Annotated in this window: 19 protein-coding genes and 6 tRNA genes; 21 read left to right on the top strand and 4 right to left on the bottom strand. The window is 45.5% G+C overall.

Features of this window, described 5'->3' with window-relative positions; all coding sequences use genetic code 11:
- Positions 1-74: 74 nt before the first annotated feature.
- Entirely contained in the window at positions 75-1,130 is a 1,056-nt protein-coding gene (rsgA, locus tag M1D72_RS20215) for a small ribosomal subunit biogenesis GTPase RsgA (RefSeq protein WP_456296315.1), read from the bottom strand.
- Positions 1,131-1,260: 130 nt separating this feature from the next.
- On the opposite strand from rsgA, the gene orn reads away from it, so the two are divergent.
- The 7 genes from orn to M1D72_RS20180 all read left to right on the top strand — a co-directional run bounded on the left by orn (position 1,261) and on the right by M1D72_RS20180 (position 2,874).
- Positions 1,261-1,806, top strand: a complete 546-nt coding sequence (orn, locus tag M1D72_RS20210) for an oligoribonuclease (protein ID WP_456296314.1) — start codon at positions 1,261-1,263, stop codon at positions 1,804-1,806.
- A 161-nt stretch (positions 1,807-1,967) separates the two neighbouring features.
- Positions 1,968-2,043 (top strand) — tRNA-Gly (locus M1D72_RS20205).
- A 55-nt stretch (positions 2,044-2,098) separates the two neighbouring features.
- Positions 2,099-2,175, top strand: a tRNA-Met gene (locus M1D72_RS20200).
- A gap of 33 nt (positions 2,176-2,208) precedes the next feature.
- Positions 2,209-2,284: transfer RNA gene (locus tag M1D72_RS20195), tRNA-Gly, on the top strand.
- A 163-nt stretch (positions 2,285-2,447) separates the two neighbouring features.
- Positions 2,448-2,524 (top strand) — tRNA-Met (locus tag M1D72_RS20190).
- 34 nt (positions 2,525-2,558) lie between these two features.
- Positions 2,559-2,634: transfer RNA gene (locus M1D72_RS20185), tRNA-Gly, on the top strand.
- 163 nt (positions 2,635-2,797) lie between these two features.
- A tRNA-Met gene (locus M1D72_RS20180) sits at positions 2,798-2,874 on the top strand.
- A 731-nt stretch (positions 2,875-3,605) separates the two neighbouring features.
- Here M1D72_RS20180 and queG read toward each other — a convergent pair.
- Positions 3,606-4,727 carry a tRNA epoxyqueuosine(34) reductase QueG gene (queG, locus tag M1D72_RS20175; RefSeq protein ID WP_390197740.1) on the bottom strand — a complete coding sequence of 374 codons (1,122 nt, stop codon included), beginning with the start codon at positions 4,725-4,727 and terminating at the stop codon, positions 3,606-3,608.
- A 205-nt stretch (positions 4,728-4,932) separates the two neighbouring features.
- On the opposite strand from queG, the gene tsaE reads away from it, so the two are divergent.
- From tsaE to M1D72_RS20130, 9 genes are all read left to right on the top strand, one after another.
- Positions 4,933-5,397 carry a tRNA (adenosine(37)-N6)-threonylcarbamoyltransferase complex ATPase subunit type 1 TsaE gene (tsaE, locus tag M1D72_RS20170; RefSeq protein WP_390197744.1) on the top strand — a complete coding sequence of 155 codons (465 nt, stop codon included), beginning with the start codon at positions 4,933-4,935 and terminating at the stop codon, positions 5,395-5,397.
- A complete protein-coding gene (locus M1D72_RS20165) occupies positions 5,391-7,118 on the top strand; it encodes a LysM peptidoglycan-binding domain-containing protein (RefSeq protein ID WP_390197748.1) in 1,728 nt (575 codons plus the stop codon). Before tsaE ends, M1D72_RS20165 begins: the two co-directional genes overlap by 7 nt.
- A gap of 116 nt (positions 7,119-7,234) precedes the next feature.
- Positions 7,235-9,262 (top strand): DNA mismatch repair endonuclease MutL, encoded by a 2,028-nt coding sequence (mutL, locus tag M1D72_RS20160; RefSeq protein ID WP_456296313.1) that lies wholly within the window; start codon positions 7,235-7,237, stop codon positions 9,260-9,262.
- Positions 9,255-10,202 carry a tRNA (adenosine(37)-N6)-dimethylallyltransferase MiaA gene (miaA, locus tag M1D72_RS20155; protein ID WP_456296312.1) on the top strand — a complete coding sequence of 316 codons (948 nt, stop codon included), beginning with the start codon at positions 9,255-9,257 and terminating at the stop codon, positions 10,200-10,202. The genes mutL and miaA overlap by 8 nt, the downstream gene beginning before the upstream one ends.
- 184 nt (positions 10,203-10,386) lie before the next feature.
- Positions 10,387-10,650: an RNA chaperone Hfq gene (gene hfq / locus M1D72_RS20150; RefSeq protein WP_390197758.1), complete on the top strand. Its 264-nt coding sequence runs from the start codon at positions 10,387-10,389 to the stop codon at positions 10,648-10,650.
- 44 nt (positions 10,651-10,694) lie between these two features.
- On the top strand, positions 10,695-11,984 hold the full coding sequence (gene hflX, locus M1D72_RS20145) for a ribosome rescue GTPase HflX (RefSeq protein ID WP_390197761.1): 1,290 nt from the start codon (positions 10,695-10,697) through the stop codon (positions 11,982-11,984).
- Between the two features lie 44 nt (positions 11,985-12,028).
- Positions 12,029-13,222, top strand: coding sequence for an FtsH protease activity modulator HflK (gene hflK / locus M1D72_RS20140; RefSeq protein ID WP_390197765.1), 1,194 nt, complete (start codon positions 12,029-12,031; stop codon positions 13,220-13,222).
- Positions 13,223-13,224: 2 nt separating this feature from the next.
- Positions 13,225-14,205, top strand: coding sequence for a protease modulator HflC (gene hflC / locus M1D72_RS20135; protein ID WP_390197768.1), 981 nt, complete (start codon positions 13,225-13,227; stop codon positions 14,203-14,205).
- Between the two features lie 85 nt (positions 14,206-14,290).
- Entirely contained in the window at positions 14,291-14,476 is a 186-nt protein-coding gene (locus tag M1D72_RS20130) for a DUF2065 domain-containing protein (protein WP_390197771.1), read from the top strand.
- A gap of 57 nt (positions 14,477-14,533) precedes the next feature.
- Here M1D72_RS20130 and M1D72_RS20125 read toward each other — a convergent pair whose 3' ends face one another.
- Complete coding sequence (locus M1D72_RS20125) at positions 14,534-14,761, bottom strand: SlyX family protein (RefSeq protein ID WP_390197773.1); 228 nt, start codon at positions 14,759-14,761, stop codon at positions 14,534-14,536.
- A gap of 2 nt (positions 14,762-14,763) precedes the next feature.
- Positions 14,764-15,744: a WD40 repeat domain-containing protein gene (locus M1D72_RS20120; protein WP_390197776.1), complete on the bottom strand. Its 981-nt coding sequence runs from the start codon at positions 15,742-15,744 to the stop codon at positions 14,764-14,766.
- A gap of 142 nt (positions 15,745-15,886) precedes the next feature.
- On the opposite strand from M1D72_RS20120, the gene fkpA reads away from it, so the two are divergent.
- The 5 genes from fkpA (at position 15,887) to tusB (ending at position 18,629) form a co-directional block, all read left to right on the top strand.
- The gene (gene fkpA / locus M1D72_RS20115; protein ID WP_456296311.1) at positions 15,887-16,684 is read left to right on the top strand and encodes an FKBP-type peptidyl-prolyl cis-trans isomerase; all 798 of its coding nucleotides are present in this window, start codon (positions 15,887-15,889) and stop codon (positions 16,682-16,684) included.
- Positions 16,685-16,862: 178 nt separating this feature from the next.
- The gene (locus M1D72_RS20110; protein WP_390197781.1) at positions 16,863-17,585 is read left to right on the top strand and encodes a helix-turn-helix transcriptional regulator; all 723 of its coding nucleotides are present in this window, start codon (positions 16,863-16,865) and stop codon (positions 17,583-17,585) included.
- Positions 17,582-17,977: a sulfurtransferase complex subunit TusD gene (gene tusD, locus M1D72_RS20105; protein ID WP_390197783.1), complete on the top strand. Its 396-nt coding sequence runs from the start codon at positions 17,582-17,584 to the stop codon at positions 17,975-17,977. The genes M1D72_RS20110 and tusD overlap by 4 nt, the downstream gene beginning before the upstream one ends.
- Positions 17,974-18,330 carry a sulfurtransferase complex subunit TusC gene (tusC, locus tag M1D72_RS20100; protein WP_390197786.1) on the top strand — a complete coding sequence of 119 codons (357 nt, stop codon included), beginning with the start codon at positions 17,974-17,976 and terminating at the stop codon, positions 18,328-18,330. Before tusD ends, tusC begins: the two co-directional genes overlap by 4 nt.
- An 11-nt stretch (positions 18,331-18,341) precedes the next feature.
- Complete coding sequence (tusB, locus tag M1D72_RS20095; protein ID WP_456296310.1) at positions 18,342-18,629, top strand: sulfurtransferase complex subunit TusB; 288 nt, start codon at positions 18,342-18,344, stop codon at positions 18,627-18,629.
- The last annotated feature ends 204 nt before the right edge of the window (positions 18,630-18,833 follow it).

The raw sequence follows: 18,833 nt of genomic DNA, 5'->3' as shown, positions 1-18,833 counted from the left end.
GTCATTTAGGGCGTGCGATACTAATCAAATCATAAATGAAAGTCAGCATTCATATACTTAAATCGCTAACTTGGTTACAAGTCAGCTTTCTTGCTACGTGAGAACTGACGATTCGCCTTGTTCTCCGACATACTTTCGATAATGCGATGATAATTTTGATAACGAAGATCGCTAATTTCCCCTTTTTCAACCGCTTCACGGAGAATACAACCGGGATCATCTAAGTGTTTACAGTCACGGAACTTACATCCACCGAGATACGGTCGAAATTCCACAAACGCTTGAGTGATTTCTTCCGCTTCCAAATGCCATAGACCGAATTCGCGGACTCCGGGCGAATCGATGAGGTCGCCCCCTGATGGAATGTGATATAACCGCGCCGCCGTCGTGGTGTGTTGACCAAGCCCAGAGGTTTCAGAAACATCCCCTTCTTCTACATCAAGGCCAGGCATTAATGCATTGACGAGACTCGATTTTCCTACCCCTGACTGGCCGACGAAGATATTGACACGCCCACCGAGCTCGGCTTCAAGAGCAGCGATACCTTCGCCGGACTCTTTACTGACCAGTAGCACCTTGTATCCGATTTTTTGGTATTCATTGAGCCATTGTTGGTATTGTTCGCGTTGCTGAACGTCAAGCAAGTCGACTTTGTTAAGAACCAACAGAGGCGCAATTTTCAGAGTTTCAGAGGCAATTAAATAGCGATCGATGATATTGAGTGATAGCTCAGGCAACACCGAAGAGACGATGACCATCTGATCAACATTGGCTGCTACTGGTTTTAAGCCATCGTAATAGTCAGGGCGAGTTAGGATAGAGCGACGAGGCTCCACCGCTTCGACTACACCTGAAATGCCATCCATGGTTTCTGCGCCAGCACGCCACATAACGAGATCGCCAGAGACCAAGCTCTCAACGCCTCGGCGTAAGTTACAACGATGAACCTCTTTGGTCTGCAGGTCTTCGATATCAGCATGTTGACCAAAGCGCGTAATCACCAAACCACTTTTTTGCGGGCCTAACGAGTTTTCGTCCCATTGGTCATTTTTTTCTTGCTTGAGTTTTCGATGTTGATTATTTCGAACTCGTCTAACTTGACTCTTGGTTAGCTTTTTCTTCTTTGCCACAACACTCTACTTTCTGTTTTCTGCTGTCAGTCCAATAAAAGCGTGGAACGCTTTATTGGCCAAAACTATCTTGGGTATTTGAATTTGGGTATAGTACCTTTTTTACGACTAAACAAATAGGCAATGATGTATGTCCTTTAGCGATCAAAACTTAATTTGGATCGATTTGGAAATGACAGGGCTCGATCCTGAAACGCATAAAATCATCGAAATCGCCACGATTGTTACTGATGCACAGCTAAATATCTTGGCAGAAGGCCCTGTATTAGCGATTCATCAAAATGAATCTGAGTTACAAAAGATGGATGATTGGTGCACGACAACCCACACCAACAGTGGTTTAGTGGAGCGTGTAAAAGCAAGTACGGTTGATGAGCAGCAAGCGATTGAACAAACCATTGAGTTTTTGAAACAATGGGTACCTGCTGGCGTTTCGCCGATTTGTGGAAACAGTATTGGCCAAGACCGCCGTTTTCTCTACAAACATATGCCCAAGCTTGAAAGCTATTTCCATTACCGCTACATCGATGTGAGCACCTTAAAAGAGTTGACGCGCCGTTGGAAACCAGAAGTGCTTGATGGCTTCAGTAAAAAAGGCAGCCACCTCGCGCTAGACGATATCCGTGAGTCTATTGCGGAGTTGCAGTATTACCGTCAAACCATTTTTACTATCTAAGCACAGGGCTGCGTTATCAGGATGAAAACTAACCAAAAGCTAACATTTTGCTGGGTTTTTCATCAGTTAAGAAAAAAAAAACAGATTTTTTTCAATAAGGACTTGCATCACAAAAAAATGCTCTTATAATTCGCAGCCCTAAACGACGTAAACGTTGTAAGGCGACACTAGCTCAGTTGGTAGAGCGCAACCTTGCCAAGGTTGAGGTCACGAGTTCGAACCTCGTGTGTCGCTCCAAATTTCCTTCTTAGGAAGGTTCAAGCGCTCATCATGCTTTGAATGATGATACGGACGCGGGGTGGAGCAGCCTGGTAGCTCGTCGGGCTCATAACCCGAAGGTCGTCGGTTCAAATCCGGCCCCCGCAACCAAATTTAATTATAAGAATGCAGTTCTTGTAATATGCGACACTAGCTCAGTTGGTAGAGCGCAACCTTGCCAAGGTTGAGGTCACGAGTTCGAACCTCGTGTGTCGCTCCAATTTCCTTCTTTGGAAGGTATAGCGTCACCGCTCATTAGAGCGCAACCTTGCTAAGGTTGAGGTCACGCCTCTTTACGAAGAGATCGGGAACCTCGTGTGTCGCTTCAAATTGCCTTTTTCGAAAGGTTCAAGCGCTCATCATGCTTTGAATGATGATACGGACGCGGGGTGGAGCAGCCTGGTAGCTCGTCGGGCTCATAACCCGAAGGTCGTCGGTTCAAATCCGGCCCCCGCAACCAAATTTAATTATGAGAACGCAGTTTCTTGTAATATGCGACACTAGCTCAGTTGGTAGAGCGCAACCTTGCCAAGGTTGAGGTCACGAGTTCGAACCTCGTGTGTCGCTCCAATTTCCTTCTTTGGAAGGTATAGCGTCACCGCTCATTAGAGCGCAACCTTGCTCAGGTTGGGGTCACGCCTCTTTACGAAGAGAACGGGAACCTCGTGTGTCGCTCCAAATTACCTTTTTCGAAAGGTTCAAGTGCTCATCATGCTTTGAATGATGATACGGACGCGGGGTGGAGCAGCCTGGTAGCTCGTCGGGCTCATAACCCGAAGGTCGTCGGTTCAAATCCGGCCCCCGCAACCAACTTTAAATAGCATATACATCTTATTCATTATCCCCTTTATCTTTTTTATCGTGAGTTAGCTCATGATGATAACAGTGTGAAAAAGATTGGAAGCTGTTTTGTGTCTTTACGGACAAACACTACAATGTTGGAAAAAATTCTGATAACGTAGTTCAAATTCGATGGATATTCACGATGAGTGAGGTATCTATCTCGGGGTTGTTATGACACTTCCCTGCCAAAGTTTCATCATTGTTTGATGACCGCTCTTTTAATAATGCTGAGAAGCATTAACCCCCAAATAAGAAATCGTCACGAGATGATTTTTCTACTCTAAATTCATGCCTAAAGCATAGAAAATACTGCTTGACTGACCAGATTGGTTGAGTCGAGGTTTGTGTATTTAGTCAACAGAGTTATCCACAGGTTGTGTTTTGTGGATAAGTTGGTGAGTAACCTGAAATTGACCTCTGTATAAGCGTTTAATATTTAAGATCTTTTTATTAAAACGGGTTTCCTCTTTTTAAAGAGTTTACAGTAATTAACTGTAATATAAGGCTTTTTCCGTCTTGGGATGACTTGTTTCTTCGTGTTTTGAAGATCATTACCTTATCATTCTTTGATCTTTGTCATTGGAAGTTAGTGTGATTAACTCTCAATACACAGACGAAAACGCTGTGTAAATTTGACTTTTTCCACATTGTGTTTTTTAGAGCTAAATCAAACTCTGTAAAGGTAAATCAGGCAAGTATTATGCATCTCTAGGCAGACCTTTTTGCACGATACGAATCAAACGCTGCTGTTTGGTATCGATGGTCCCTTGAATGGGTATTTGATTGAATTGTTGTTCTAACGCCCACTGAATGTGAATGTCTAACATGTCGTTTATCCCTTTCCGACGTTGCAATACATCAACGATATCACTTGAGTAATCTGCGTTACCTAATGCAATCGCGATGTTTCTAAGCCATTGTATATGCCCTATGCGGCGAATTGCCGATCCCTGCATATTGTTGAGAAATTGTTCTTCACTCCATAGAAAGAGTGACACAAGATCGGGATTTTTCAATATTTCTCTACGCTGAAAATCATCTTGTTCGCTGAGAGGCGCAAATCGGTTCCATGGGCACACGAGTTGGCAATCATCACAGCCATATATTCGGTTACCAATTGCTCGACGAAATTCTTCCGCTATCACCCCATCATATTCTATGGTGAGATAGGAGATGCAGCGTCTTGCATCCACAACGCCATCTTCAACAATCGCATTGGTTGGGCATGACGTAATACAGGCCTGACATTTTCCGCATTGATTGCTTTGTGGTTCATCAATCGGAAGAGGAATATCGACCAGAAGTTCGCCAAGGAAAAACCATGAACCAGCCTCTTTATCGAGTATCAGCGAATGCTTGCCTGTCCAACCTAGTCCTGCCTTTTCAGCAAGCGGGCGTTCTAAGATTGGCGCCGAATCGACAAAAGGTCGGTAGCCTAATTGACCGACTTGTTGCTCGATCTTCTGTCCTAATTTTTTCAATTGGTTACGCAGCAGTTTGTGATAATCCCGACCGAGCGCGTAGCGGCTGATGTATGCATGGCGCCGATTGCTCAAGTCGGCGGCAAACAAAGCATCTTGCGGTAGGTAATCCATCCTGACACTGATTACGCGTAATGTTCCGGGCAGTAACTCTGCTGGACGTGCTCGCATCATGCCATGTCGAGCCATCCAATCCATTTCACCGTGATAGCCAGCATCCAGCCACTTTTGTAGCTCTGCTTCGTGCTCGGATAAGTCGATGTCACAAATTCCAACTTTTTGAAAGCCAAGCTCTGCAGCCCAAGCTTTGATTTGCGTGGCAAGTTGTGAATAATCCATGAGGGCTTATCGGTTAAAATGGGGGGCGGATCTTAACGGATCTTAGCGTTACGATCTAGTTTGTCTCTAACTTTGGGAGCAAGATCTTAGCAATTATTTTCTAATTACTTACAGAAGAGATCTTGTCTCTCAAATCGATCCCAGTTTACTATTCGTATTCTTTTGATTTTTATATAGTCACTCAGACTCTTTAGAGAATGCATTCATGAGCACGAAAACTTTTTCCTTAATCGATGAACATGCCACCGTTGCCTTAGGGAGCGCATTGGCTCAATGTTGCTCTGAGCAAACCACGATCTATCTCCACGGTGATCTCGGTGCAGGAAAAACGACATTCAGTCGTGGCTTTATTCGCGCTCTTGGCCATAACGGTAATGTTAAAAGCCCAACTTACACCTTGGTTGAGCCTTATCAACTAGACCAATGGCAAGTCTACCACTTTGATCTTTATCGCCTTGCAGATCCTGAAGAACTCGAATTCATGGGTATTCGAGATTATTTCTCTGCGGATGCGATCTGTCTTGTTGAATGGCCAGAGAAAGGCCAAGGGCTTCTTCCTCAAGCGGATCTGGATCTGGTATTACGTTATCAGGGAGAACAACGCATTGCTGAGTTCACTGCAAACAGCGAATATGGATCGACCTTATTAAGTAAATTGGAACTATGTTAAAAAGTCCTTTGTCGTTTAAAGCCGCTTTTTTTTCCTGCTTATTAACGCTTGTTTTGTTGCCCAAACTGGTTTGGGCAAACGCGTTAGAAGGGATTCGTGTTTGGCCTTCGCCAGATGAAACCCGAGTAGTGATCGATTTAAAACAGCAGGCAACATACAGTTATTTCAGCCTGACAGGTCCTGACCGTTTGGTGGTCGATCTTAAAGACACTTCCTTGGCAACTAAGCTACCTGTTTCTGTTACTGACAGTCCGGTATTAAAAAAAGTACGCAAAAGCTCACCACCAGAGAAGGGCACTTATCGCTTAGTGTTTGAACTCTCCAAGCGTGTTTCTGCCAATTTGTTTACTCTCGCGCCCACACCTGGCGGCCAGTACGGGCATCGTTTGGTGATTGATTTATCCCACGGAACGCAAAGTAGTGATAGTTCTGCTACCTCCTCGTCATCGAGCAGCACGCAAGTCAGTCGAGACGCATCTTCTCTGCATGGCAATGCGGATATTGTAGTTGCCATTGATGCTGGCCATGGCGGTGAAGATCCTGGTTCGATCGGCCCAACGCGTAAATACGAAAAACGGGCAACGTTAGCCATTGCGAAAAAGATAGCCGCGCAAATTGATGCGGTCCCTGGTATGAAAGCGGTCCTTACTCGCGGTGGAGACTACTACGTCAATCTTAATAAACGTTCTGAAATTGCGCGTAAGAATAAAGCCCACTTGTTAGTGTCGATTCATGCGGATGCCTTTTCGTCTCCTAAACCTCGTGGAGCGTCAGTGTTTGTTCTTAATACTCGCCGTGCGAATACCGAGATTGGTCGCTGGGTAGAAAATCATGAGCAGCAATCTCAGCTGTTGGGCGGTGCGGGTGAAGTCTTGGCTAAAAACAACAGCGATAAAAACATCAGTCAAACGCTGCTGGATCTACAATTTAGCCATTCGCAAAAAGAAGGTTATAAAGTGGCCACCAAGATTCTCGGTGAAATGGGGAAAGTGGCGTATTTGCATAAGAAAAAACCAGTGAATGCCAGTTTGGCGGTACTAAAGTCGCCAGATATTCCCTCGGTACTCGTAGAGACGGGGTTCATTTCTAACCCAACGGAAGAGCGTTTATTGTTTCAGCGTAGCCACCAAGACAAACTGGCGCGCGCTCTGACAAAAGCCGTTGTACAGTATTTTGAAGAAAATCCACCAGAAGGAACGCTGTTTGCCAATCGTGGTAAAGCGATTAAACATAAAGTCAGCAGTGGCGAATCGTTATCTCGCCTTGCTCAGCGCTATGGCGTGTCTATGAAAGCGATAATGAGCGCCAATAATCTCTCAAGTTCATCATTGCGTATTGGTCAACAGTTAACGATTCCGGCGGGGGGCTCAAAAGATATTCCGGTGCCTGTTATCAATAACCCTGTTGAAACACGTGTAATTACGCATGCTGTTCAACGAGGCGAGTATCTAGGCCTTATTGCCAATAAATACAAAGTGTCAGTATCCAGTATTAAGCGAGAGAATAATTTAAGGTCTGACACCCTGAAACTTGGCCAAAAACTGAAAATCACGGTGAGCATGAAAGATCGTCCGGTGAGAAAACATACCGTGAAGCGTGGGGAGTTTTTAGGTAAGATAGCCAGTCAATATGGGGTCTCGGTGAGTAGTCTGCGCAGTGCAAATAAACTGCGTTCAGATAGTTTGGCCATAGGGCAAGAACTGATTATTCCCAATAACTGACCGTTGAAGAACGAAGAGTTATCCCCAATTATCTATCAACAATCGCCCGATTTATGGTTAAGTCGGGCGATTTGTCGTTGAAGTCGCCCGCGTTCTAAACGGAGTTAAATCGAGCCATGACTATTAAAATCCTGCCAGCGCGTCTTGCCAACCAAATTGCTGCTGGAGAGGTGGTAGAAAGACCGGCCTCTGTGGTGAAAGAGTTGGTGGAAAACAGTCTTGATGCTGGATCAACCCGTATTGATATCGATATTGATAAAGGTGGCGCCAAACTGATTCGTGTTCGAGATAACGGTAAAGGGATCGAAAAAGATCAGCTGGGTTTAGCCTTAAGCCGACATGCCACCTCTAAGATTCATAGCCTCGATGATCTGGAAGCGATCATGAGTTTAGGGTTTCGAGGGGAGGCATTGGCGAGTATCAGCGCAGTTTCAAGGCTGACACTGACTTCTAGAACGGCGACACAAGAGCAAGCTTGGTCTGCGCATGCTGAAGGGCGCGAAATGGAGGTGAAGCTTCAACCCGCTGCCCATCCGATTGGTACGTCCATCGAAGTGCTCGATTTATTTTTCAATACCCCCGCCCGCCGTAAGTTTCTGCGTACCGAAAAGACAGAGTTTACGCATATTGATGAGTTAATTAAACGCATCGCCTTAAGTCGATTTGATGTGACGATTCAGCTCAAACATAACGGTAAAGTAGTGCGTCAATATCGCGCAGCACAAAATCAGATGCAGCGAGAAAAACGTATTGCAGCGGTATGTGGTGCACCGTTTGTTCGCCATATGCTCAATATCGAGTTAGAGCATCAAGGGCTGACACTGCATGGTTGGATAACCACGCCTCAAGGCGCTCGTGCGCAAAACGATCTTCAGTACTGTTACGTTAATGGTCGAATGATGCGTGACAAATTGATTAATCATGCGATTCGACAGAGTTATGAGGCCAGCCTAAAAGCCGATCAATATGCTGCCTATGTATTGTATATTGATGTCGATCCCCATCAAGTTGATGTAAATGTTCACCCAGCGAAGCATGAAGTTCGTTTCCATCAAGGTCGCTTGGTGCATGATTTTATCTACCAAGCCTTGAGTGATGCTTTGGCGCAAGGTGAACACATTGATAAAGTGGCTCATACTGCTTCTGCTTTTCACCATCCTCAATCGGCAGCATATAGTGATCAGCCCGCGGTCGATACAGAGCCAACACCCGAAGACGTCGTTTCACCGAGCGTGCCAGAGCACGTTTATCAAGCTGTTGAGCAAACTCCTGCTTATCCAAGCAAATCGACTCGGCAACACGACGGTAGCTACCAAGTTCAAGAACAGTCACAACCTTGGCAACCAGCCACTAAAAATGCGAATTCCGGTGGAAAAAGTGGTGGCTATGGTAAAGCTCGTCATGTCGAGGGTTCGCCAACTTCGGCAGAATTAAAAGCATATCAAGCGTTACTCGAAACGCCCGAAACCGCGGAAGTGCCTACATCTGAAACTCAGAGGATATCAAAACCCAATACACCGGTGACGCTTGAAGAAAGAGCATTCACGGCTCCAAGTACCCAATTCACTGTTCCCGTTGAAACGTTGGGCAAAGCGATTTGTGTCGTCGACTCGCAATATTTGATGATGGCAGATAAGCAAGGGTGTGTGTTAGTCTCGCTGCTCCGAGCAGAGTGGTACCGCACTCGAGGGCAATTACAGCTTCACGATCAACCTTTAAAAAGCCAACCTTTGTTGGTACCACTGGGATTGAAGCTTGATCACGCGCTGATTGAGGTTGCCCAGCAACAGGAGAACTTATTGGCGCAATTTGGGATTGAGCTAAAGGCTCGTGGGCAGCACGCCGTGATGGTCATGGGGGTACCGCAGCCGCTCAGACAACACAATTTACAAGTCTTAATCCCTGACATGCTGGTTTATTTACAACAGGTGCAGAAAGCTGAGGAGACCACCGTTTCTATTTTAGCCGATTGGCTGGCCAATCAAGTGGTCAAATACAAAAGCGACTACACTTTATCAGACGCCATTCAACTTGTGGCTGAAGCGGAACAAGTTTGGCAGGGAGCATTACCTTTGGACGATCACGCTTTGGTTCGTCCCATCGATTTTACAGCGACGATCGCAGCATTAAACCGTTATGAATAAACCATTACCTTTAGCCCTGTTTTTGATGGGGCCGACCGCATCCGGCAAAACTGATCTGGCTATTCGCCTCCGCCAGAAATACCCGGTAGAGATCATTTCTGTCGATTCTGCTTTGATTTATCGGGGAATGGACATTGGCACGGCCAAACCCGATGCGACCGAGCAAGCTCTGGCGCCTCATCGTTTGATCGATATTTTAGATCCCAGTGAAGCTTATTCCGCCGCGGATTTTCGCCGAGACGCAATTAATGAGATGAACGACATTGTTTCTCAAGGAAAAATTCCTTTGCTGGTGGGCGGAACTATGTTGTATTACAAGGCTCTACTAGAAGGATTGTCGCCACTTCCTGCTGCCAATGCCGAAATTCGTAAACAAATTGAAGAAGAATCATTGACTAATGGCTGGGAGGTACTGCACGATCAGTTAAAAGTGATCGACCCTGTTTCAGCGGCAAGAATTCACCCAAATGATCCGCAGCGTTTATCGCGGGCATTGGAAGTTTATCGAATTTCAGGTAAAACTCTAACAGAGCTAACTCAAACCAAAGGTGAAGATCTTCCGTTTAGAGTGAAACAGTTTGCGATCGCTCCCAAGGAAAGGGCTGAGCTCCATCGCCGTATCGAACTGCGATTCGACAAAATGATCGAGATGGGTTTTGAGCAAGAGATGAAACGATTGTACGCCCGAGATGATCTTCACTCTGATCTTCCATCAATTCGATGTGTCGGTTATCGGCAGATGTGGGACTACTTGGATGGGAACTGCACGCTTGATGACGCGATTTTTCGCGGAATCTGTGCAACTCGTCAATTGGCCAAGCGACAAATTACCTGGTTGCGCAGCTGGGATAATTTAACTTGGTTGGATAGCGAACACATTGATCAAGCACTAGAAACCGTTTCAAATGCATTAGCATCAGAGGGTTATAGCTGTGTATAATGTGATCGCTTTTGCGTGAATTTGCCCTGTCAAGGAACTGTGACTTGATATTTTGGTGTAAAGCCGTCATAACAAGAAGCGGTAGGGTGTTTTTTATTCGTTTAGCTCTGATGCAAAGGCACTTACTTTTGCAGTGCACCGCTAGCTAACTAACTAAAACAAAATTACAAATAAGGAAAATAAAATGGCTAAGGGGCAATCTTTACAAGACCCGTTCTTAAATGCACTACGTCGTGAACGTATTCCAGTGTCTATCTACCTTGTTAATGGTATTAAGTTACAAGGCCAGATCGAATCTTTTGACCAGTTCGTTATTCTATTGAAAAACACAGTCAATCAAATGGTTTATAAACATGCGATTTCGACTGTGGTTCCGGCTCGTCCAGTGAGCCATCACAGTAACGATCGTCCTCAACAATCTGATCGTCCAGAGAAATCAGAAGAGTAATCCTCTGAACATTTCTATCGGCAATACACTAAGGAGTTGATTGCTTGTTTGACCGTTATGAAGCCGGTGAGCGAGCCGTACTTGTTCATATCAACTTCACGCAAGAGGGTGAGTGGGAAGACTTAAGCGAGTTTGAAATGCTGGTCTCCTCCGCTGGAGTATCGACGCTACAAGTCGTTACTGGTAGTCGTCAATCTCCACACCCTAAATATTATGTCGGAGAGGGTAAAGCCCAGGAGATTGCCCAAGCGGTGCAATTAAATGGCGCTGATATTGTGATTTTTAATCACGCCCTTTCTCCTGCCCAAGAGCGAAATCTCGAAACTCTTTGCAAATGTCGCGTATTAGATCGCACAGGTCTGATTCTGGATATTTTTGCGCAAAGAGCACGAACTCACGAAGGTAAGCTGCAAGTTGAACTTGCGCAGCTACGCCATATCTCAACTCGCTTAATCCGAGGCTGGACTCACCTTGAACGACAAAAAGGTGGTATCGGTCTACGCGGACCAGGGGAAACACAGTTAGAAACTGACCGACGTTTATTGCGTGACCGTATTAAAGCGATTCTGCGACGTCTTGAAAAAGTCGCTAAGCAACGTGAACAAGGGCGCCGTGCTCGTCATCGTGCTGAAATTCCTACTATTTCACTTGTTGGTTATACCAATGCGGGTAAATCAACCTTGTTTAACCGTATTACGGAAGCTGGGGTATACGCCGCAGACCAATTATTTGCAACCTTGGATCCGACGTTAAGAAAGATTGAGCTTGCTGATGTGGGGTCAGCGATTCTCGCGGATACGGTTGGTTTTATACGCCATTTACCTCATGATCTTGTCGCCGCGTTTAAAGCGACCTTACAAGAAACACAAGAAGCTGACATTTTGTTACATGTTGTTGATGCCAGTGATGACCGTTTTCGTGAGAATATTCAAGCGGTGAACGATGTTCTTGAAGAGATTGACGCACACGAAGTTCCAACTTTGTTGGTCATGAACAAGATCGATAACCTCGAAGGACAGAAACCTCGTATTGAATATGATGAGGAAGGCATGCCCAGAATGGTTTGGGTATCAGCCATGGAAGGAGAAGGGATTGACCTACTATTTGAAGCGTTAACTGCTCGGTTAGCGAGTCAGATGGTCGATCACCGTTTGCGGATACCACCACAGTATCAGGGGCGTATTCGCAGTATATTCTTTCGAATGAATTGTATTCAACAAGAAGAATATGACCAAGAGGGCTGTTTACTGATTAATGTTCGTATGCAGCAGGTAGATTGGTCTAGACTTGAAAAAAGAGAAGGGGCAGTTTTACGTGACTTTATAGTTACTTAAATGACTGCTACAGTATAACGTCATATCAATGATGGAGCTTTCTAATGGCGTGGAATGAGCCTGGAAATAACAACGGCGACAATGGCCGCGACAATGACCCATGGGGTAATAATAATCGTGGTAATAAAGGTGGCCGTGATCAAGGTCCGCCAGACTTAGACGAAGTCTTCAACAAACTGAGTCAGAAGCTGGGTGGAAAGTTTGGTGGTAAAGGCAAAGGTGGTAAAGGACCTTCATTTGGTGGCGGTAGCGCTATCGGGTTCGGTATCATCGCTGTCATCGCGATTGCAGTCTGGTTTTTCGCTGGTTTTTACACCATTGGCGAAGCCGAGCGAGGCGTCGTACTTCGTTTAGGCAAATATGACCGTATTGTTGAGCCTGGTCTGAACTGGCGGCCTCAATTTATTGATGAAGTCACTCCGGTTAACGTACAAGCGATTCGCTCACTGCGTGCCTCTGGTCTTATGCTAACTAAAGACGAAAATGTCGTCACCGTGAGCATGGATGTCCAGTATCGCGTTTCTGACCCATACAAATATTTGTATGTGGTAACGAATGCCGACGACAGCTTACGTCAAGCGACCGACTCTGCGTTACGTGCTGTTGTGGGTGACTCATTGATGGACAGCATTTTGACCAGTGGTCGTCAACAGATTCGTCAAAGCACTCAAGAGACGCTAAATGACATTATCGACAGCTACGACATGGGTATTTACGTCGTTGATGTGAACTTCCAATCAGCTCGTCCGCCAGAGCAAGTGAAAGATGCGTTTGATGACGCCATTGCTGCACGAGAAGATGAAGAGCGTTTCATCCGCGAAGCGGAAGCGTACAAAAACGAAATTTTGCCGAAAGCAACGGGTCGTGCTGAACGCTTGAAGAAAGAAGCACAAGGTTACACTGAGCGCACAGTAAACGAAGCTCTCGGTCAAGTTGCGCAGTTTGAAAAGCTACTTCCTGAATACTTAGCTGCACCAAAAGTAACGCGTGACCGTTTGTACTTGGATTCAATGCAAGAAGTGTATTCAAAATCGTCTAAAGTGCTGATCGATTCGAAATCCAGTGGCAACTTGCTGTACCTACCGATTGATAAGTTGGCAGGACAAGAAGGTGCCCCGACGAAACGTAGCCAAAAATCGTCTGCGAGCTATGACCAAATCGAGCTTGAATCACAACGTGATGACTCCAGTTCAGACTCTCAAACTCGCACCAATGACTCACGTCAAGGGAGATACTAAGAATGCGTAAGTTAACGATCCCTCTACTGATTGTTCTATTGGTGATCTTGCTAATGAGCTTGTTCGTGATCCCTGAAGGTGAACGAGGCATTGTGATTCGCTTTGGTCGAGTATTGAAAGATGACACGAATGTTTCTCGTATCTACGAGCCAGGTTTGCATTTCAAATTACCATTGTTTGATCGCGTGAAAACGCTCGATGCACGTATCCAAACGATGGATGGTCGTTCTGACCGTTTCGTCACGTCGGAGAAAAAAGACGTCATCATTGACTCTTACGTGAAATGGCGTATCAAAGATTTCGGTCAATACTATCTGGCAACAGGTGGTGGTAACACGTTGACAGCAGAAAATCTGCTTGAACGTAAAGTAACGGACGTGCTGCGCTCAGAGATCGGTTCTCGCGAAATCAAGCAAATTGTTTCAGGCCCTCGCAACCAAGACATCCTGCCAGACAGCGCCGATGCTGAAGTGGTTACCACTGAAGCGGCAAAAGAAGCGCTCGAAGTGGATGGGCAGCGTGACCAAATCATGGAAAACGTACTTAACGATACTCGCGAAAGTGCAGCGAAAGATATCGGTGTGTATGTGGTCGATTTCCGTATGAAGAAAATCAACCTACCTGATGAAATTAGTGAATCAATTTATCGTCGTATGCGTGCAGAACGTGAGTCAGTTGCTCGTAAGCACCGCTCGCAAGGTCGTGAAAAAGCAGAAGTCATCAAAGCTCAAGCTGAGCTAGAAGTGGCAACGATTCTCGCTGAAGCGGATAAAACCGCACGTGTCACGCGTGGTGAAGCAGATGCTCGCGCAGCGAAAATCTATTCTGATGCTTACAGCAAAGAGCCTGAATTCTTTGGCTTCTTACGCTCATTAAAAGCTTACGAAAAATCGTTTAGCGATAAGAGTGACATTCTTGTGCTGGATCCAAACAGCGAGTTCTTCAAATACATGAAAGACTCAAAGGGTGCCCCCGCGCAATAAGTGATTATTGTTGACGGTGTAACATGATATAAAGGCTCCTCTTTGAGGAGCTTTTCTTTTTTGTAACGATTTATCGGAGCACACAATGTCAAACGCGCTATGGTTGGCTTTAGGTTTAGTTTTAATTGCTGAGGGCATTGGGCCGTTAATTACCCCTAAGGGGTGGAGGCAAATGGTGGCGCAGCTTAGTGCTCAACCTGATAACCAACTGCGTCGTATCGGGGGATGCCTCGTGGTAGCCGGTGTGGTGATGGCGTGGGTGTTTAGCTGATTGCGTGTTATTGCTTCGAAATGACAGGTGGAAGTAGGAGGGGGCTCCTACTTGGTATCAATAATGGGGTGGTGGCGTTTCTTCTTTTTCACTCGCCATGTTTGATGAATCGATATTTTTTACTTTACCGACCACATACTTCATCTGATCTTGCATTTTAGTGATCATTAATTGTTGTTCACTCAGTGCTTCGTTCAATGCATCAATGGTTTGCTCTTGAAAAGCAATTTGGCACTCTAAATCGTTAATGCGCTGTTCTAGCTGCTCGTTCGTTTTGTCAGTCATAGTTACGGCTCCAGCTTCCAAGCTTGAGCGATCCCGGCTGAGGTTACGGAAATCACTCGTTGGTGTTTATCAAAAGCCGCATCATACACTACCGCGCTAGGTGGGCGAGTATCTTTTAAGGGCTCGGCTTCAAATTGATCAATTTTTTTCCCGTTCTCGGTATTCCAAACGCTAACTCTTCCTGACGGTGTGCCAGTAATTAAGCGGTTGCCATCGTCAGAAAAGCGAGCACTCGAGAAGATCAATTGGCGATAGTAGCTGCGTAACTCACTTATTTTTTCACCATTCGATAAGTCCCATATTACCGCTTGGTTTCCCCCATCTGATGTAAAGGCGTATAGCCCATCCCGCTGCAGAGCAACACGATTAACACGTTGTTCTAGTTCAAAATCATGAAGAATTTGTCCGCTAGAGGTATCCCACAAAAATGCGTGATAGTCGTTTCCGCCCGTAAGCGCGAAGCGTCCATTCGGTGAAATTGCAACAGAATTGACTTTTTCTTGGTGTGCGAGGAACTCTAAGCGTCTTCCAGTGACTAAATTGACGTAAATGGCTTTGCCATTGGAAAGACCAAGCACGACTTGTTCGCCGTTGCTGGCAATATCGACGTCACGGATTAATCCATCGGAGATCGACCAAAGCCCATTTGATTGGGTCCAAGCCAGATCCCAGACAGCGAAATGCATCTGACTGGCGGTGACTGCGTAGCGACCATTGTCAGAAATTCGAATGTGAGATACGGTGCTGCCTTGTGCGTCATGTTCACCGAGTGCGGCTAATTCTTTGCTTTCTTCCAGATCCCATAATCTGAGTTGGCTTTGTTTCGAATACAGTAGAGCAAAGCGTGCATCACGGCTAAGTGCAAAACTGGTTGCACCTTGCGGCTCAAGTGGCCAGCGCTTTACTTCGTGCGAAGTAAAGAAGCAACCACTGAGCAGTAATGTGGTAAGTAAAAGTAGGGCTGTATGAAAAATTATCCGCATTAAGTCTAACTATCCACTTGGTTTTCCGACAATAGGAACACATATTAGCTATATTGGTACAACATATTTGTGCATACCAGTATTTCGAATATTTTTGTGCACAACCCCAAAACAGTAAATCCATCAAAACGTGGAGAATTCAATGAAATCAATGTTTAAAGTGTCACTGCTTGCCGCAACCGTTATGTTAGCAGTTGGCTGTCAGAAAGAAGAAGAGCCAAAAGCGGACACTCAGCCTGCTGCCGAACAGGTTCAAGCTGAAACTGGAAAAGCAGTTAACTTTAAAAACGAAGATGAAAAAGCCGCGTACGCGATTGGTGTATCTTTCGCGAACTATCTAAACACCAGTCTGGATAAACCAAGTGAGATTGGTATCCATCTTAACAAAGATTTAGTGCTAAAAGGCATTGAACATGTTTTCTCTGGTAACCCAGAATTGAGTGAAGAAGAAACTCGAGCGGCGCTTGAAAGCTTAGATAAGCGCGTAGCTGAGACTATGCAAAAGCAAACCGCAGAGAAAGCGGCGACAAACAAAAAAGCGGGTGATGAATTCCGTGCTGAGTTTGAAAAGCAAGATGGCGTAGAGAAAACAGAATCGGGCTTAATGTACCAAGTGATGACGGAAGGTGATGGTGAAAAACCACAAGAAACCGATACCGTTCAAGTTCACTATAAAGGTACTTTGATCGATGGTACGCAATTTGACAGCTCATACGACCGTGGTGAGCCTGCCACTTTCCCTCTTAATCGTGTGATTCCTGGCTGGACCGAAGGTGTTCAATTAATGCCAGTTGGTTCTAAATTCAAGTTTGTGATTCCGCCAGAGTTGGCCTATGGTGAGCAAGATACGCCAACCATCCCTGCTAACTCGACCCTTGTCTTTGAAGTAGAATTACTAAAAATTGACAATGGGGATGAAGCGCAAGATACGCAAGGTTAATTGACTGATTTTAAATCGATAACCTGAAAGGTCTGACTTTGTCAGGCCTTTTTTTATGCTGATTTTGTGCACTATTATTTGTTTTAAATCACTAGAACGTCAGTTAGTTGAGGGTTCATTTCAAATTTTCTGATAAACTTACGTCAATTTGTTGATTTTTCACTCGAAGGCGAAAGAAGTGACGACTACAGAGACGGTTAATATCGATGAGTTGCTCGAAATGGAATCCATCCATGTGATGCCATTTAGCGAGCACGACAAAATTATTCTCAAATCTTATGAAGCGGTAGTCGACGGGATAGCCAGTCTGATCGGTCCGTTTTGTGAAATTGTTCTGCACTCGCTTGAAGACCTTAATACCTCAGCGATAAAAATTGCCAATGGTGAAAACACCGGACGCCAAGTGGGGTCGCCGATCACCGATATGGCATTGAAGATGCTGAAAGATATCGAAGGTTCTGAGCGCAATTTTTCGCGTTCTTATTTCACGCGTGCCAAGGGTGGCGTGTTGATGAAGTCAATCACTGTGGCGATTCGAAATGGTGATAATCGTGTGATTGGACTGTTGTGTATCAACGTCAATCTTGATGCGCCTTTCTCGCAAGTTTTACAGTCGTTTATGCCCAATGAAGAAGCGAAACAAGCGGCTTCGTCGGTTAACTTCGCAAGTGATGTCGAAGAGCTGGTGGATCAAACGGTAGAACGCACCATTGAAGAGATCAATGCCAATAAGTCGGTATCCAATAATACCAAGAATCGTCAGATCGTCATGGAACTGTTTGATAAAGGCATTTTTGATATTAAGGATGCCATCAACCGTGTCGCTGATCGACTGAATATCTCCAAGCACACGGTTTATCTCTATATTCGTCAGCGTAAAACTGAGGAAGATGAGAAGTGAATGCGTTGAGCTACACCTTGGTAGTGAATGGTGCCAACTATGGCCAGCAGTCTTCACGATCGGCGTATCTATTTGCTTGTGCATTGCTTGCCAAAGGGCATCAGCTTAATAGCGTGTTCTTTTATCGCGATGGGGTTACTAATGGCAGCCAGCTTGCGGTTCCTGCCAATGATGAGTTTGATATCACCAAAGCTTGGCAAGCATTAGCAAGTGAGCATGACATCGCTCTCGAAACTTGTGTAGCCGCGGCGCTGCGCCGAGGCATCGTGAGTGAGCAGGAAGCTCAGCAACATGACTTGCCAAGCAGTAACTTGGCGACAGGGTTTGAGCAAGCAGGGCTTGGTCGTTTAGCCGAAGCGCTGCTCAGTCAAGATCGAGTGGTGCAATTTTGAGTCAACTTACTTTTGTCTTCCGCCATGCACCCCACGGCAGCGCGTCAGGTCGAGAGGGGCTCGATGCACTTCTTGCGGCCTCTGCCTATTGCGAAAATCTGCACGTACTTTTTGTTGGTGATGGCGTCTTGCAACTTTTGCCTGAGCAACAGCCAAGTAGTATTTTAAGTAAGGATTATGCACCAATGTTTAAGTTGTTTGATCTTTACGATATCGAGCAAGTCTTGGTTTGTCAGCAATCCTTAATTGAACGGGGGATTACTGAGCAAGCGTTGATAACAGAGGTTCAACTGGTGGAACATGAAGATATTCAGCGCCGCCTTCAGCAAGCCGATAAAATCTTGTCCTTTTAGAGTAAGGGTTCATGCTTCACATTATTAAAACTCCGTCCGCGCTACACGATGTACAGCGATACATGGCCGCAAGTGATAGCTTACTGTTGGTCGAAGATGCGGTGTATGCTGCCAATCCTCAGCATTTTGCTTACACTTTGATGAATACCGCCCTATCACAAACGAGGGTGTATGTACTAAAAGAAGACGTCCTCGCTCGTGGGGTGAGCGGCGTTATAGACGATACTACTCATTTAGTCGATTATGCCGGATTTGTTGATTTGACCGCAGAGCACACTCACTCGATGACATGGGATTAACGCCCGACAAACCCCGCTGCCCCACCGTTCAATCCCATACAGGCGGAATAAATGCCGCCACTCTCAGGAACGGTTGAAAAAAGATCTGTATATTTCTTGACACACATCCCACTGCTGCATAGAATTTTGCGTCCCCAATTTGCATTTGCTTATTGGGACTAGATTTTTCACAAAGCTTACTTTCAAGTAAATCAGGAGCTAGTT

The sequence above is a fragment of the Vibrio sp. AK197 genome (assembly GCF_053903115.1).
Note: the sequence above shows the minus strand (reverse complement) of the source record. Positions and strands in the feature narration are given on the sequence as shown.

What these genes read in the sequence shown, in the direction of transcription:
- fkpA (WP_456296311.1), top strand. Translation starts at nt 15,887, where the DNA reads ATGAAATCAATGTTTAAAGTGTCACTGCTTGCCGCAACCGTTATGTTA.
- miaA (WP_456296312.1), top strand. Translation starts at nt 9,255, where the DNA reads ATGAATAAACCATTACCTTTAGCCCTGTTTTTGATGGGGCCGACCGCA.
- hflC (WP_390197768.1), top strand. Translation starts at nt 13,225, where the DNA reads ATGCGTAAGTTAACGATCCCTCTACTGATTGTTCTATTGGTGATCTTG.
- M1D72_RS20125 (WP_390197773.1), bottom strand. Translation starts at nt 14,761, where the DNA reads ATGACTGACAAAACGAACGAGCAGCTAGAACAGCGCATTAACGATTTA.
- queG (WP_390197740.1), bottom strand. Translation starts at nt 4,727, where the DNA reads ATGGATTATTCACAACTTGCCACGCAAATCAAAGCTTGGGCTGCAGAG.
- mutL (WP_456296313.1), top strand. Translation starts at nt 7,235, where the DNA reads ATGACTATTAAAATCCTGCCAGCGCGTCTTGCCAACCAAATTGCTGCT.
- tsaE (WP_390197744.1), top strand. Translation starts at nt 4,933, where the DNA reads ATGAGCACGAAAACTTTTTCCTTAATCGATGAACATGCCACCGTTGCC.
- M1D72_RS20165 (WP_390197748.1), top strand. Translation starts at nt 5,391, where the DNA reads ATGTTAAAAAGTCCTTTGTCGTTTAAAGCCGCTTTTTTTTCCTGCTTA.
- orn (WP_456296314.1), top strand. Translation starts at nt 1,261, where the DNA reads ATGTCCTTTAGCGATCAAAACTTAATTTGGATCGATTTGGAAATGACA.
- M1D72_RS20120 (WP_390197776.1), bottom strand. Translation starts at nt 15,744, where the DNA reads ATGCGGATAATTTTTCATACAGCCCTACTTTTACTTACCACATTACTG.
- tusB (WP_456296310.1), top strand. Translation starts at nt 18,342, where the DNA reads ATGCTTCACATTATTAAAACTCCGTCCGCGCTACACGATGTACAGCGA.
- hfq (WP_390197758.1), top strand. Translation starts at nt 10,387, where the DNA reads ATGGCTAAGGGGCAATCTTTACAAGACCCGTTCTTAAATGCACTACGT.
- hflK (WP_390197765.1), top strand. Translation starts at nt 12,029, where the DNA reads ATGGCGTGGAATGAGCCTGGAAATAACAACGGCGACAATGGCCGCGAC.
- M1D72_RS20130 (WP_390197771.1), top strand. Translation starts at nt 14,291, where the DNA reads ATGTCAAACGCGCTATGGTTGGCTTTAGGTTTAGTTTTAATTGCTGAG.